We start from the raw sequence: 13,085 nt of genomic DNA, 5'->3' as shown, positions 1-13,085 counted from the left end.
TAATTGCCCCTGTTCCGGCTCGACCTTAAAGTCCTGTCGCTTGGCAGCTGACTGTCAAATTTTTCCGGTACAAAATCAAAAAGGTCGATCTGCAATGAACTCATCAAGGACTATTCCGGTTCTCGCTTTAATCGCAACACTGGTCCTCGCGGTCACTGGATGCCAGACCGTAAAGCCCGGGGAGAGTGATCTCAAGAATCGCGCACAGACCACCATCGGCAAACCCGTGATCAAGGTTTCCAACATCCGCAGTGACTTCAATACAACTTTCTATACCGCTCAAACCGAAAGCGGTGAGTATATGTGCGAGCTGCCGAGCGGCCCGATGGTAGCTCTGGGTTCCATGGGCATGGGACTTGGCGCTCAGTGCACCAAACAATGACGAACCAGTCTCTTCGCCGCTAAAAAAAAGGCCAATGTCGATGACATTGGCCTTTTTTCTTTAACGAATACTCGGCGCAGATCAGTTGGTTTTCGAGTTCAACTTGCGCAGTTCTTCATAGGTCGCCGATTGCACGAACCAGAAGCCGGAGACGATGCACCAGCCCAGAGTACCGCCTACGAACATACCGAGACCCGAGAGAAAGCTCTGGCTCATCATGAAGAGGGAAACGATCAGGATGACCGCCAATGCGATGTAGAGAACGATGTTGTTGACGCCGATGACGAAATCTTTCATTTGCATTCCTTGGATGTATTTTCCTCTGGCCGCCCTCTATGGCGGCCAGTGCGCGCATCATATTGATATCACCCGGTGTTGCGCTAGTTTCGCTGTCGGGTTTTCGTAACTAAAAGCGAATCCACTCTTACTGAGCGTTTTTTTTATCCAGGTCTTCGGAATCGCTCGACGTCGCGGCATCCTTTTCTGTCTCATGCGGCTCTGATCCCGCGTTGGCGCCTGAGGACTCTTCGCCTTTCTTGTTCGCCTTCTCGTCATGGTCGCGAGAGCTTTCTGCATGATTGACGCCGGGCAAGGCCGTGGCAGGGGTTGCTGCGCCCGCCGTGGATTCGGCTGCCGAAGCGTGAATCGGGCCGATCAGGCACAGGCTGAAAAACGACAGGGCGAAAATTTTCTTGTTCATCACGTGGGCCTTCTGCGCGGTGGGATGTACAGCGTTGGATAGGCCTGTCTGGCGAAGGTGCGCGGTACTGGACGAACGGCGAATTTCACCCTGATGAGAAAAATCCTGAGAGCAGGCAAATTGCTGGCCCCCAGAGACATTTCGCCCCGGCAAAATCGCCTTTTTTCAAAAGGTTAGGCTGGCTATATGCGGACGATTGTCATCACCGTTACGATGCTTTCCCTGGCTTTGATCGCCTCGGGAGTGCAGGCAAAAGAGTTAAGCAAAGGCCATCGCTTTGCCTGCACTTGGGGCTCGGATATCGCTGCCGGGGCGCAGCGATCGAAATTGTCAGGAGTTTCATTGTATGGCGCGCGCAAGCAATTGCAGGTTCGCCGGTTCCAGCAGCCTTGGATGCGCATGACCGCGATGGGGATTACCGAGCAGACCTACAACAGCAGTTCCAAGCTCAAACCGGCAGCGGTCAAGCAGACCTATTATGAGCAATGCGTACGCCACGAATTGGCTCGGCGCTGATGCCCCTTTATCCAGCACTGGTAACACAGCTTAGGAATCGCCAGAACCCTTGGCGACGGCTGGCCCGGCCACCCGCGGCAACGGCTTGCTCTGCATCAACGCATCCAGAGCCTTGCGATACCCCTGACCGCCAAGCGCCATGCTGTTGTTGTGCGTTGCTCCGGGCACCAGCAACAGGCGCTTGGGCTGCTCAGCGGCATTGAACAGCTGCTGGCTGAAGCGCGGCGGCACGAAGGCATCAGCCAGGCCATGCACCACCAAAAGCGGCATATGAATATCGGCGATCTTGTCGATGGAATCGAATTTTTGCGACAGCAACCAGCGCACCGGGAGCGAGGTGTTCGCCACGGCGGCAGCGACATCGGCCAGGGAAGTGAAGGTTGATTCGATGACCAGACCGCGTACCGGCAGAGGTGTGTGGTTGCGCGCCGCGTTCTGTCCCAGTTCGGCCGCCAGATCAATCGCCACCGCGCCACCGAGAGAGTGGCCGTAGATCAGGCGCTTGTTCGGGTCCGGTTGCAGCAACTGGAAGCGCTCCCAGGCCACGCGGGCATCCTCATAAACGCTGCTTTCGGATGGTAAATCACCCTTGCTTTGTCCGAACCCTCGATAATCGATGGCCAGCACCGAATAGCCCGCCGCGCGTAGTTGCTCTATGCGAAACAGTTGCCCGGTGAGGTTCCAGCGCACGCCATGCAAGTAAAGGATTGCCGGGGCATTGGCACGTTCCGCCGGCCACCACCAGGCATGGATGTTCTGCCCGGCCTTGAAACTCTTCGGTTGCAGATCGAGTTCCTGAACGCTGCCGGGCAGTCCGCGATACCAGCCGGCAGTGCCCGGCTCAATGCGAAAAAGCAGTTTGCGCTCGGTGTGTTCCAGCACCGCACAACTCGTCGGCACGCCAATGATCAGCGCGGCCATCATGGCGAATGCCAAGCGGCGGCGTCGCAGACGAGTCAGCAAGGACAGGAACATTAATCGTTTCACCACGGCGCAGACAAAGAACGCTTTTTACCAGATGCCTCGGTCTGCGCGTGATTATTTTCGACCACCGTGCATGTGCAACGATTACAAGATGCTGCAATCACTCACGCCACTTGCAGGACGATCTTGCCGATATGATCGCCGCCCTCCATGCGGGCATGGGCCTGAGCCGCGTCAGCCAGCGGGTAAACCTTGTCGATGATCGGCAGGCAGCGCCCGGCGCTGAGGGCAGGCCAAACGTGTTCTTGCAGTTGACCGGCGATGGCGGCTTTCTCCGCAGCGGTACGCGCGCGCAGCAGCGAACCGGTGACCACCGCGCGTTTGCCGAGGATCGCCAGCAGATCGATGTCGTTGGCGCGGGCGCCGCCGAGGAAACCGAGCATCACCAGTCGGCCGTCCATCGCCAGTGCGCTGATGTTGCCGTTCAGATACGAGCCACCCATGATGTCGAGAATCACGTTCACGCCTTGATCTGCGGTCTTCTCGGCAATGACCTTGGCAAAATCTTCTTCCCGATAGTTGATCGGCTGCCCGCCAAGTTTACTGATTGCGGCGCATTTTTCAGGACTGCCGGCGGTCGCGAACGCCTCAATACCAAATTCACGGCAGAGCATCAGCGCGGTGGTACCGATGCCGCTGGTGCCGCCGTGAATCAGCACGCGCTGGCCGGCCTTGGCACCGCCGAGGCCGAACAGGTTGGCCCAGACGGTGAAAAACGTTTCCGGAATCGCGGCGGCCTGGACCCAATCGACTCCATCCGGCACAGGCAAAGTCTGGCCGGCTGGTACCGCGCAATACTCGGCGTATCCGCCGCCATTGGTCAGTGCGCACACACGATCGCCCACAGCGAACCGCGTAACTCCGGGACCCAGTGCAACCACTTCGCCAGCCACTTCCAGGCCGGGAATCGGGTCCATCCCGGGTTTCATCGGATATTTGCCGGCGCGCTGCAAGGCATCCGGACGATTGATGCCGGCAGCGTGAACGCGGATAAGCACTTGGCCTTCGGCAACGGTCGGCAGAGGCACGCGCCTGGCTTGCAATACTTCAGGGCCGCCGGGTTCGGTGATTTCAATACGGGTCATTTCGTTGGGCAGTGACATTGTCGATTCCTGTGAAAAAGGTCGTGTAGATGGGAACGCTGGCAGCGCGCAATGATTCCCTTCAGTTCGCCGCGCAACGTGGTTCAGTTGTAGAGGGCAGCCAGCGCATGGCTTGCTCCAGCAGTAGAGCGACGACGATCGCGCCAGCGGCGATCACAAACAGCAGCGTGTGCTGGCCGCCCGAGGCATTGAACAATGCCGAATAGGCAAACCCGGCCAGCGCCTGAAAGGTTGCGAATGACACAGTGGCACGGCTCCAGGCGATCTGCTGGCGGTGATGCGACGGCACCAGTTCATGCACCCGGGCCAGGGCCAGCGGCACGATGCCCGGCGGGAACGAGCCGAGAATCACCGCCAGTAAAGCCAGCGCCAGAAATGAATGGGAGACGGCCAGCAAACCGAGGGCGATGGCTTGCACTACCAACACCAGTCGAATACCAGTGCGGGCGCCAAGCTGGTCAGCCAGAAACCCGTAAGTCACCGGCCCGACAATCGCCCCCAAGCCATACATGACCCAGACCATTGCGCCGATATGCGCCCCGGCACCCAATCCGCGCGCCACGTAATCCACCAGAAACACCATTGCAGGCACCAGCCCGGCGGCCATGAACGCGTATTGAGCGAATAACAGGTAGACGCCCGACGGTGTTGGCTCATCAGTCGACGTTGCGTGCGCAGCCACGGCATGCGTGGTATCCGCAGGCCAGCCGAACCAGCTCACCGCGGTCAGCAACAACGCCAGCGCGCCCAGTCCCAGCCAAGTTGCCTGCAAGCCAAGAGCCAGCAGCGGCGGCACGATGGTTCCGGAACCGGCAATCCCCAGGCCGATGCCCAGGAAGATTGCGCCGCTGGCCAAGCCTCTGCGTGAAGCCGGAACATGAGGCAGCACGGTTGCCGCGACCAACACCATGATTGCGCCACCAGCAATCCCGGACAGCAAACGCCAGCCGAAGAACCAGCTCACCGATAGCGGATAAGCACAGGCAAAGAATGCTCCCGTGACCGCGAGCATCATCAGGCGCAAGGCGTTGCGGTTACCCAGTCGATGGGCCATGGGCCGACCGAGCAGGGCGCCGATCAAATAGCCGACCAGATTGGCCGCGCCGAGATAGACGACATCATTGGCCGAAAACCACTGCGCCTGAATCAGCGAAGGGATCAATGGCGTGTAAGCGAAACGCGCCAGACCAATGCTGACCAGACTGGCGCAAAGTCCGGCGAAGATCGGCAGCCAGATGCCGGTAGAGTTTGCAGTACGCATGATCGCGATCTCACAAGAGGTGTATGACGCTCAGCTTATCGGCTATGGTTGCTGCGCATACGCAGCGATTAAGCGGCACGGTGATGCAAAAATGCTTCAAAGAGGATCAGTATGAATTGGGATGATGCGCGAGTGTTTCTGGCGGTCTGTCGCGAGTCGACATTGCGCGGGGCTGCGCGTGTTCTGGGCGTCGATCAGGCCACGGTCGGACGGCGCATTACTGCGCTGGAGAAGGCATTGAGCGCGACGCTGTTCCTGCGTACCTCCGACGGTTATGCGCTGACCGCCGTTGGTGAAGCGGCGCGTAAAAGTGTGGAAAAAATGGAGCATTCGGCGCTGGAACTGGAGCGACACATCCACGGGCTGGATGACCGTCTGACCGGTAACGTACGGGTCAGCACCACCGACTCGATGGCCATTGACTTCATCATTCCGGCAATGGCGCGCCTTCATGATCAACATCCAGATGTGCAGATCCAGCTGGATGCGTCGACGCAAATCCTCAGTCTGGCCAAGCGCGAGGCCGATATCGCGGTGCGCAATACCCGGCCGGATAACCCCGATCTCATCGCTCGACGGATCGCCCGTTGGCCTGTAGGACTTTTCGCAGCACAGGCCTATGTCGAGCGCCATGGAGAACCGCAGCCCGGCAGCGCTTTCGAGGGCCATGATCTGGTGGTCTATCAGCCGTACTTACAGAGCAAAAAAGACCTTACGCTGGTCTCTGAACCGTTGACCCGCGGACGCATCGTCACCACGCTCAGCTCCAGCCTTCTGGTGCGCCGTTCTATTGCCGCTGGCCTCGGGGTAGGCGAGATACCTGTGTACATGGGCGAACGCGACGGCCTGGTCAGACTCTGGCCGGAGCGGACCCGGCCGCAGCCGTATGAAGTCTGGCTGGTCACCCACGCCGACTTGCGCCACACCGCGCGGGTACGGGCCGTGATCGAGCAGATCGTGGAGGCGTTTGCGCCGGAAAACCAATAGTGAGTTCAGGCCTTTGCCGAGGCTACAACGTCTGACGAAACAGCCTACGTCCGAGGCAGAATGGGCCGGCTTGTTGTAGGCAGTGATGAGTTCTATTGTGACTGCAGCTCGATGCGAACCTCAGTTACGCATCGAAACGAAGAGCCAGGGAAGGCCGCGTAGCCATGGAAAGGTGCCGAATTGAAAATCAGGGAAGTGAATCAATATGCAGTCACGGACAGATCGGACGCGGGGCGGGACAGGCAAATCATGACCAGCATAAGTCGCGAAGAATTCGATGCCAGGATAGAAACCATCGAGACGAGGATGGATGGCCGCGTGGCAGAAATGCGCGCCGACATTCGCGGGTTCCTGGCTGCTCAGGCAGAGCGGGACAAGGTCTATCTTGAACGGGACAAGGCACTACAGGAACGGGACAAGCGTTATGACCTGATGTGGATGGGCGTGCAGAAAATTGCCGACGAATCGCGGGAAGCGATCAGACAGGCATCGACGGTCAAGGCCAATTACTGGGCTGCCACCACTGTGCATTTCCTCGGCGTGGCTTCCTTGCTTGTTGGCGCACATTTCGCCAATCAGGCGGCGGTGTTGACCACCATACAGACCACGCTGGCAGCGATTCAGATTGGCAAAGAGGTATCGTCACCCAAACCGGTCGTACAGCCCTCAACAGTGCCGCCGCAATAAAAAACGGCCTTCATTGGAAGGCCGTTCTGCATCGCGCCAGATCATGGCATTTCCGGCAACTCCTGAGGGCGCAAGTCGAACACCAGCACTTCGGCATCGACCCCGTTGCTCAAAGTGAGCAGCTGTTCTTCACGAACCCGCACGCCATCGCCTTCCTGCAAGGCTTGGCCATTGAGTTCGACACTGCCACGCGCAACGTGCACGTAGGCGTAACGATTGGCCGGCAATTTCAGCGTGGCACTTTCCTTGCCGTCGAATAACCCGGCGTAGACCCGCGCATCCTGACGGACTTTCAGAGAACCGTTGCTACCGTCCGGCGAGATGATCAGTTGCAGGCGACCACGTTTTTTCTGCGCGCTGAAGTGTTCCTGTTGATAGCGCGGCTTGGCGCCACTGACGTCCGGCACGATCCAGATTTGCAGAAAGTGCACGGGCTTGGTGGCCGAGTGGTTGAACTCGCTGTGCGCCACGCCGCTGCCGGCACTCATCAATTGCACGTCCCCGGGACGGATCACCGAGCCAGTGCCGAGGGTGTCCTTGTGTTCCAGCGCGCCTTCGAGCACATAGGAAAAGATCTCCATGTCGCGGTGCGGGTGCTGGCCAAAACCTTTGCCGGCGGCGACCCGGTCATCGTTGATCACCAGCAGATCGGAGAACCCCTGTTCACGCGGGTTGCGGTAGCTGGCGAAAGAAAAGGTGTGAAACGATTTCAACCAGCCGTGATTGGCGAGGCCGCGATCGGAGGCTTTGCGAAGAGTCAGCATGATGAAATCTCCTGGCTGGACGTGAATTCGTCCGAGTGAGGAGAAGGTTACTGGTTACCTTGGGAGGCAATAAGTAGATGGAAATTGAAAGACTGTCCGGCTCAGGTTGACAGTTTTGCGTTATGGTTCACGTATTCGATTACGCTCATCACGACTCAGTTGGCCATAATGCCCCGGCTGTAACGTGCGTCTTGACCCTTGAATATGTGTGATGCCTCCCATGAAAACCGTGGCAATGGTGCTGTTCCCCGACTTTCTGATGCTCGACATGGCCGGGCCGCTGGAAGTGTTTTCAGTCGCCAACCGTTATCTGAAACCTGATTTGCACTATCAACTGACGACACTAGGGACGGAGCGCGGCTTGCTCAAGGCTTCCAATGGTGTGCAGGTTCAGGCTGATCTGCACATCGACGAGGCGGCCGAGCGCTATGACCTGTTATTGGTGCCCGGCGGCCCCGGCGCCTATAACCAGAGATTTCCCGAGCTGTTTGGCTGGTTGAAAAAAACCGTGCCGCGCGCGGAGCGTTACGGTTCGATTTGTACCGGCGCATTCATCCTCGGCCATGCCTGCCTCCTTGATGGTTATCGCGTCACCACGCACTGGAACTACACCGAGCGCCTGATCAAGGCTTTCCCGAAAACCACGGTGACCACCGACCAGATCTACGTTGAGGATCGCAATCTCATCACTTCGGGGGGCGTGACCGCTGGCATCGATCTGGCGCTGGCGGTGGTGGCCAGGGATCACGGCAAGAAAATCGCCCAGGACGTCGCCAAGGTCTTGTTGGTGGTCATGAAGCGCCAGGGCGGGCAAGCGCAGTTCAGCCCGTTGATGGCGGCAGTCTCACCGCAAGAAACGCCCATCACCCGCGCGCAGAATTACGTACTTGAACACTTGGATGAGCCCTTCACAGTGGAGCGCATGGCCGGATTGGCCAATATGAGCGCACGGCACTTTGCTCGCCTGTTTGCTCGTGACATCAACATGACGCCGATGGAGTTTCTGCAGAATGCCCGCATTGACTGCGCGCGAAACCTGTTGGAAACCAGTGATCTGCCACTGAAAACCATCGCCTACAAAAGTGGTTTTGGCAGCGTTCGGCACATGCGCTCGCTATTCGCCGAGAAGCTCGGTCTTACGCCGTTACAATACCGCGAACAGTTCAGCTAGAGCGGTTCTGTCCGTCAGACGCAGCCGGATGTCCGTGCTGCGTCGGCTCCGGCGGTTGTATCGTCACGCAACAGTGCCAAGATGTTTGGCATGAATAATCACAACGACACAAGCCAAGGTTCGGTGCTGCGTTTTGGCCCCTACGCCTTTCATGTGCGCCAACGTCTGGTCCTTGAAGGCGAGCAGCCGCTACGCATGGGCGGGCGCGCCATGGATATCCTGCAGGTGCTGCTCGAACACGCTGGGCGGGTGGTCAGCAAAGAGCAGTTGATTGCTCGTGTGTGGCCGACATCGATCGTTGAAGAGATCAACCTGCGGGTGCACATCGCGGCGTTGCGCCGCGCACTGGGCGACGGCACCAACGGCCAGCGTTACATCATTCACGTGGCGCAGTGCGGCTACAGGTTTGTCGCCCCGTTGGAGCAGGGCACAAGTGATGCGCTGCACATGCCCGCTGCCGCCCTCACGCCACTGCACAATCTTCCGGCACGACTGACGCCAGTCAGTGGGCGCGACGCCCTGATCGGTAGTCTGGTTCGACAAATGCCGGTGTGCCGCTTGATGACCATTACCGGTGCGCCGGGTGTTGGCAAAACCACTGTGGCACTGCGCGTGGCGGAGTTGCTGCTGCAATACTTTCGCGATGGCGCCTGGTGGGTCGACCTTGCCAGGCTCGAAGATGACAAGCTCTTGCTCGACCACCTGTTGCACACCCTGAACACAGACTTTTTCACACTGACGGGCCGGCACGCCTTGTTGGTGCTGGATAACTGCGATCACCGGCGCGACAGTTGCGCGACTCTGGTAGAGACTCTGTTGCATGCCGTGCCTCGCCTGTCGATTCTGGTCACCGGCCGCGAAGCCTTGCACATTCCACAGGAAGCCGTTCATTACGTGCCGCTGCTGGCGATTCCCAAGCGCTCTACATTGAACTCCGTCGAGGAAGCCATGGGCTATCCGGCGGTGCAGTTGTTCGTCAATCGCGCGCGAGCGCGGCAACAGGGCTTCAGTTTGCGTCAACAGGATTTGTCAGGCGTGCGCGAGATCTGCCGTCAACTGGACGGTCTGCCGCTGGCGATCGAGCTCGCCGCTGCGCAGATCGACGCGCTGGGCTTGATCGGTTTACAGGCACAGGTTGAAAACGGTCTGCAGTTGCTTGGCCAAGGACGGCGCACCGCGGAGCCGCGCCATCAGTCGATGGCTGCTGCGATCGATTGGAGCTTCCAGTACCTGACGGAAATGGAACAGCGTGTTCTGCTGCGTCTGTCGGTGTTCAGCACGGGCTTTACTCTGGAGGCTGCACTTAGCGTGATCAGCAGCGTGGATCTGGCGGGATCCAGGTTGAGCGCAATTATCGAAGGGTTGGCGCGCAAGTCATTGCTCATTCAAGAACCCAACCGGGCAACGGCGCGCTATTGGATGCTCAACACCGTGCGCCGCTATGCTCGTGATCGCTTTGAGCGCAGCGACGACAGGCTCGAACTGCAACAGCGTCATGCGCGCTATTTCAGCCACACGCGCAATGCGTCACGCCGGACACTGCTCGCGCAGGCTGTCGAGTAGCCGGCAGACCTTGCGCAAGTCCGGTGTGGCGTAGCCTTCGGTGAAGCGCTGATAGATGGGGCTGAGCAAATCCAAAGCTTCGCGATGGCGGGACTGGCGTTGCCATAACTGAGCAAGGTCCGTGGCGCTGCGCAGTTCCCAGGCCAACGCGCCTTGGCTTCTGGCGATGGTCAGCGCTTGTTGCAGGATTTGTTCGGCTTCTCGAGTTTCAGCGGTGTCTGAGCGGGCCGATTCGCGAGCAGGCTCGCTCCCACAGGAAACAGCGCACAACTCGGAATTTGCGCCCGACACCGACCCCTTGTGGGAGCGAGCCTGCTCGCGAAGGGGCCACTCCGAACCCTTCACTAATGCCGCCGCCCGCGCCCGCAGTATCTCCGCTGCACTCCATCCCGCATCGCCATTGCGCGCGCGCTCCACCAGTGCATCATCGACAAAACGCTCATCCAGCGTAACCATCACTTCCCGGATCAAACCGCTGCTCTGCGTCGATATCGGCGCGGCATTATCCGGATCAATCACCAGCGCATACTGCCGGCCCCAATTATTGAACAGCAGCACCGAATGCTTCTGCGACTGCTCCAGCAGTAATTGCAACAAGGCGCGGGCGTTGGCGGCGTCGCCGTTGTAATGGGCGATCAGACAACTGGCCAGCGCCAGCGTGTAGCAGATCGATGTGCCATGGTCGATCTGCACGGCAATATCCAGCGCCTGCCGTGCCGCGCGCCATGCCTGTTCTGGCAGACCCTGCAACCACAGCACCCGGGCCAGCACCGTCAGCGAAGCGACGCTCTGGTCGTACTGCACGCCAAAGCCATGGGTGAAGCGATTGAGATGGCCGCTGTGCGCCATGCGTTGCAGCACCTGCTCGGCATGTACGCGGGCCTGCGGCTGGTCGCCGGCATAATGCAGGGCCAACACCCGCAAGCGATGAGTGCTCAGTGACAGCAGCGGTTCGCCGTGCACGCCGATGCGGTCGAATTGCTCACTCTGGGCCAAAGCCATGCGGTAATGCCCGCAACTCAGATTGACCGCCATATGCCCTGATATCGCACGCAGTTGCCCGGCCAAGTCACCGTGTTCTTCGGCTAAGCGGCAGGCGTCGACGAAGGCCTGGATCGTTTGTGGCGTGCCGCCCCAGGTGTGATAGCTGGCGCTGCCGAGCGCCAGTTTCAAGGCGATTTGCAGGCGAGGGCAGGGCGGCAGGAGCGAGTCTGCTGGCGAAGCCTCCAGCAGACTCAGTGCCCGGCGCACATAGCGGCTGTAATCGCGCAGCAACGACAGCTCCTGCCACAAAGGCGCCGACGCGGCTGCCAGTTGCACGCCCAGCTCATCTGGTCCCGGCCCGTCGAGGCTCCAGTCCAGCGCCGCGCGCAAATCCTCCAGCCCCCTGGCATAGCGCTCCATCCACAATACAGTCGGAGTATTGTCCCAATCCGCCTGCGCCTGCTGCATCAGTGTCAGGCAGCGCTCGGCGTGGCGTTGGCGGGTTGCGCTGAGCTCGTCAGCCTTTTCGAGTTTTTCCAGTGCGTAGTGGCGCGTGGTATCGAGCAACCGGTAGAAAACATCTTCGTCGCCCACTTCGACGCTCAGCAGGGATTTGGCCACCAGTTGCGTGACAGCGGTGAACACCGCGCCAGGGTCGATCTGTTGGCCGATGACCACCGCTGCCGCCGAGGCGAGGGTGAAGCTGCCGCGGAAAATTCCCAATCGCCGCAAACAGGTTTGCTCGCAGGCGTTGAGCAGGTTAAAGCTCCAGTCCATCGTTGCGCGCAGGGTCAGGTGGCGCTCGGCGCTGCTGTGGTGTCCGGCCGACAATGGCGGCAAACCCTCGCGCAATTGCTTGAGCAATCCGTCCATGCCCAATTCGCTGACCTGCGCGGCGGCCAATTCCAGAGCCAGCGGAATGCCGTCCAGGCGCAGGCAGATTTCGATCGCCTGCGGTAGCTCGGCGTGGCTCAGTCGGAAGTTTTCCCTGGCTGCGGTGGCGCGCTCGACAAACAACTGCATCGCAGCAAAGCCCAGCGCCTGAACCGGCTCCATCGGGGTCGACATGGACGGGCATTCGAGCGATTCCAGACGCTGCACAAATTCACCTTCAGCACGCAGACTCTCGCGGCTGGTGGCGAGGATATGCACTTTGGGCGCGCCGCGCAGAATCTGCTCGCTGAGCGACGCGACCGCATCGATCAAGTGCTCGCAGTTGTCGATCACCAACAACATTTGCCGTTCTCGCAGGCCGTCGACCAGACCAGCCTGCGCATCGCCTTCTGGCGCGGACAGATCAAGCAGCGTCGCCAGATGCGAGCCGATCAGCGCGGGATCGGCGATGGGCGCCAAGTCCACCAGGCGGATGCCGTCGCGATACTGGTCGAGCAATTGTTCGGCGACGCGCAGGGCGACGGTGGTCTTGCCGATGCCGCCGGGACCGACCAGAGTGATGCAGCGTCGGCGCGGCAGTTGCGCGATCAGGTGATCGATCACGGGCTGGCGCCCAATCATTCGCGTACGGCGCAGCGGCAGGTTGTGTCTGGCGACGGGCATCGCCGGTTTTTGTTCGATGCTGTCGAGCACGATCGGTGCGACAAAACTGTAGCCGCGCTGCGCCACGGTGACGATGTAGCGCTGACCGTTCTGTCCGTCGCCCAGCGCCTTACGCAGCGCCGCCATGTGCACGCGCAGATTGATGTCTTCGACGACGCTGTCTGGCCAGACCCCGGCCATCAATTGCTGTTTGCTCACCACTTCACCGGCGTGGGCCAGCAAAATCAGGAGGATGTCCATCGCCCGCCGTCCCAGGCGCAGAGGCTGTTGGCCTTCAAGTAGCAGTCGTTGCCCGGGATGAATCCGATAGGGGCCAAACGCAATGGCCTGATTCGGGGAAAAGCTCAACAGCGCGCTCCTGCGGTGACGCGGCGGACAGGGCGAATCAGTGCCTGGCGCATGCGCAGGCCGTCTGATCCGGGGTGT

13 protein-coding genes are annotated in these 13,085 nt (G+C 59.9%); 6 read left to right on the top strand and 7 right to left on the bottom strand.

Annotated features, from left to right (window positions below):
- Positions 1 to 94: 94 nt before the first annotated feature.
- Positions 95 to 382 carry a hypothetical protein gene (locus tag D8U60_RS03695; RefSeq protein WP_122707059.1) on the top strand — a complete coding sequence of 96 codons (288 nt, stop codon included), beginning with the start codon at positions 95 to 97 and terminating at the stop codon, positions 380 to 382.
- An 81-nt stretch (positions 383 to 463) separates the two neighbouring features.
- Here D8U60_RS03695 and D8U60_RS03690 read toward each other — a convergent pair whose 3' ends face one another.
- Together D8U60_RS03690 and D8U60_RS03685 are read right to left on the bottom strand one after the other, a co-directional pair.
- Complete coding sequence (locus D8U60_RS03690; RefSeq protein ID WP_016774063.1) at positions 464 to 679, bottom strand: hypothetical protein; 216 nt, start codon at positions 677 to 679, stop codon at positions 464 to 466.
- A 127-nt stretch (positions 680 to 806) separates the two neighbouring features.
- Positions 807 to 1,082, bottom strand: a complete 276-nt coding sequence (locus D8U60_RS03685; RefSeq protein ID WP_130899493.1) for a hypothetical protein — start codon at positions 1,080 to 1,082, stop codon at positions 807 to 809.
- 186 nt (positions 1,083 to 1,268) lie between these two features.
- On the opposite strand from D8U60_RS03685, the gene D8U60_RS03680 reads away from it, so the two are divergent.
- A complete protein-coding gene (locus D8U60_RS03680) occupies positions 1,269 to 1,598 on the top strand; it encodes a hypothetical protein (RefSeq protein ID WP_122700529.1) in 330 nt (109 codons plus the stop codon).
- 30 nt (positions 1,599 to 1,628) lie between these two features.
- Here D8U60_RS03680 and D8U60_RS03675 read toward each other — a convergent pair whose 3' ends face one another.
- The 3 genes from D8U60_RS03675 to D8U60_RS03665 form a co-directional block, all read right to left on the bottom strand.
- Positions 1,629 to 2,573: an alpha/beta fold hydrolase gene (locus D8U60_RS03675; protein WP_122700530.1), complete on the bottom strand. Its 945-nt coding sequence runs from the start codon at positions 2,571 to 2,573 to the stop codon at positions 1,629 to 1,631.
- A gap of 113 nt (positions 2,574 to 2,686) precedes the next feature.
- Positions 2,687 to 3,685, bottom strand: a complete 999-nt coding sequence (locus D8U60_RS03670; protein ID WP_122881480.1) for an NAD(P)H-quinone oxidoreductase — start codon at positions 3,683 to 3,685, stop codon at positions 2,687 to 2,689.
- A gap of 61 nt (positions 3,686 to 3,746) precedes the next feature.
- Positions 3,747 to 4,946: a YbfB/YjiJ family MFS transporter gene (locus D8U60_RS03665; RefSeq protein ID WP_122700532.1), complete on the bottom strand. Its 1,200-nt coding sequence runs from the start codon at positions 4,944 to 4,946 to the stop codon at positions 3,747 to 3,749.
- A gap of 111 nt (positions 4,947 to 5,057) precedes the next feature.
- On the opposite strand from D8U60_RS03665, the gene D8U60_RS03660 reads away from it, so the two are divergent.
- Together D8U60_RS03660 and D8U60_RS03655 are read left to right on the top strand one after the other, a co-directional pair.
- Positions 5,058 to 5,933: a LysR family transcriptional regulator gene (locus tag D8U60_RS03660; RefSeq protein ID WP_130899492.1), complete on the top strand. Its 876-nt coding sequence runs from the start codon at positions 5,058 to 5,060 to the stop codon at positions 5,931 to 5,933.
- Between the two features lie 249 nt (positions 5,934 to 6,182).
- Positions 6,183 to 6,620 carry a hypothetical protein gene (locus tag D8U60_RS03655; RefSeq protein ID WP_130899491.1) on the top strand — a complete coding sequence of 146 codons (438 nt, stop codon included), beginning with the start codon at positions 6,183 to 6,185 and terminating at the stop codon, positions 6,618 to 6,620.
- Positions 6,621 to 6,661: 41 nt separating this feature from the next.
- Here the strand turns inward: D8U60_RS03655 and D8U60_RS03650 are convergent, their stop codons facing one another.
- A complete protein-coding gene (locus D8U60_RS03650; protein WP_071171748.1) occupies positions 6,662 to 7,384 on the bottom strand; it encodes a pirin family protein in 723 nt (240 codons plus the stop codon).
- Between the two features lie 220 nt (positions 7,385 to 7,604).
- Here D8U60_RS03650 and D8U60_RS03645 point away from each other — a divergent pair, with 220 nt between their 5' ends.
- Complete coding sequence (locus tag D8U60_RS03645) at positions 7,605 to 8,555, top strand: GlxA family transcriptional regulator (RefSeq protein WP_122610284.1); 951 nt, start codon at positions 7,605 to 7,607, stop codon at positions 8,553 to 8,555.
- A gap of 90 nt (positions 8,556 to 8,645) precedes the next feature.
- Complete coding sequence (locus D8U60_RS03640) at positions 8,646 to 10,118, top strand: winged helix-turn-helix domain-containing protein (protein WP_130899490.1); 1,473 nt, start codon at positions 8,646 to 8,648, stop codon at positions 10,116 to 10,118.
- Here D8U60_RS03640 and D8U60_RS03635 read toward each other — a convergent pair.
- Positions 10,083 to 13,007 carry a winged helix-turn-helix domain-containing protein gene (locus D8U60_RS03635; RefSeq protein WP_130899489.1) on the bottom strand — a complete coding sequence of 975 codons (2,925 nt, stop codon included), beginning with the start codon at positions 13,005 to 13,007 and terminating at the stop codon, positions 10,083 to 10,085. The two genes, D8U60_RS03640 and D8U60_RS03635, sit on opposite strands and share 36 nt — an antisense overlap.
- Between the last annotated feature and the right edge of the window lie 78 nt (positions 13,008 to 13,085).

It is taken from the genome of Pseudomonas sp. Sample_11, from assembly GCF_004307505.1.
GTDB lineage: Bacteria > Pseudomonadota > Gammaproteobacteria > Pseudomonadales > Pseudomonadaceae > Aquipseudomonas > Aquipseudomonas atacamensis.
This window is presented reverse-complemented; position numbering and strand designations above follow the sequence as displayed.

Excerpts from the sequence above, each read along its gene's own strand:
- D8U60_RS03655 (WP_130899491.1), top strand. The coding sequence starts at position 6,183 with ATGACCAGCATAAGTCGCGAAGAATTCGATGCCAGGATAGAAACCATC.
- D8U60_RS03665 (WP_122700532.1), bottom strand. The coding sequence starts at position 4,946 with ATGCGTACTGCAAACTCTACCGGCATCTGGCTGCCGATCTTCGCCGGA.
- D8U60_RS03690 (WP_016774063.1), bottom strand. The coding sequence starts at position 679 with ATGAAAGATTTCGTCATCGGCGTCAACAACATCGTTCTCTACATCGCA.
- D8U60_RS03645 (WP_122610284.1), top strand. The coding sequence starts at position 7,605 with ATGAAAACCGTGGCAATGGTGCTGTTCCCCGACTTTCTGATGCTCGAC.
- D8U60_RS03640 (WP_130899490.1), top strand. The coding sequence starts at position 8,646 with ATGAATAATCACAACGACACAAGCCAAGGTTCGGTGCTGCGTTTTGGC.
- D8U60_RS03695 (WP_122707059.1), top strand. The coding sequence starts at position 95 with ATGAACTCATCAAGGACTATTCCGGTTCTCGCTTTAATCGCAACACTG.
- D8U60_RS03650 (WP_071171748.1), bottom strand. The coding sequence starts at position 7,384 with ATGCTGACTCTTCGCAAAGCCTCCGATCGCGGCCTCGCCAATCACGGC.
- D8U60_RS03660 (WP_130899492.1), top strand. The coding sequence starts at position 5,058 with ATGAATTGGGATGATGCGCGAGTGTTTCTGGCGGTCTGTCGCGAGTCG.
- D8U60_RS03670 (WP_122881480.1), bottom strand. The coding sequence starts at position 3,685 with ATGTCACTGCCCAACGAAATGACCCGTATTGAAATCACCGAACCCGGC.
- D8U60_RS03675 (WP_122700530.1), bottom strand. The coding sequence starts at position 2,573 with ATGTTCCTGTCCTTGCTGACTCGTCTGCGACGCCGCCGCTTGGCATTC.
- D8U60_RS03685 (WP_130899493.1), bottom strand. The coding sequence starts at position 1,082 with ATGAACAAGAAAATTTTCGCCCTGTCGTTTTTCAGCCTGTGCCTGATC.
- D8U60_RS03680 (WP_122700529.1), top strand. The coding sequence starts at position 1,269 with ATGCGGACGATTGTCATCACCGTTACGATGCTTTCCCTGGCTTTGATC.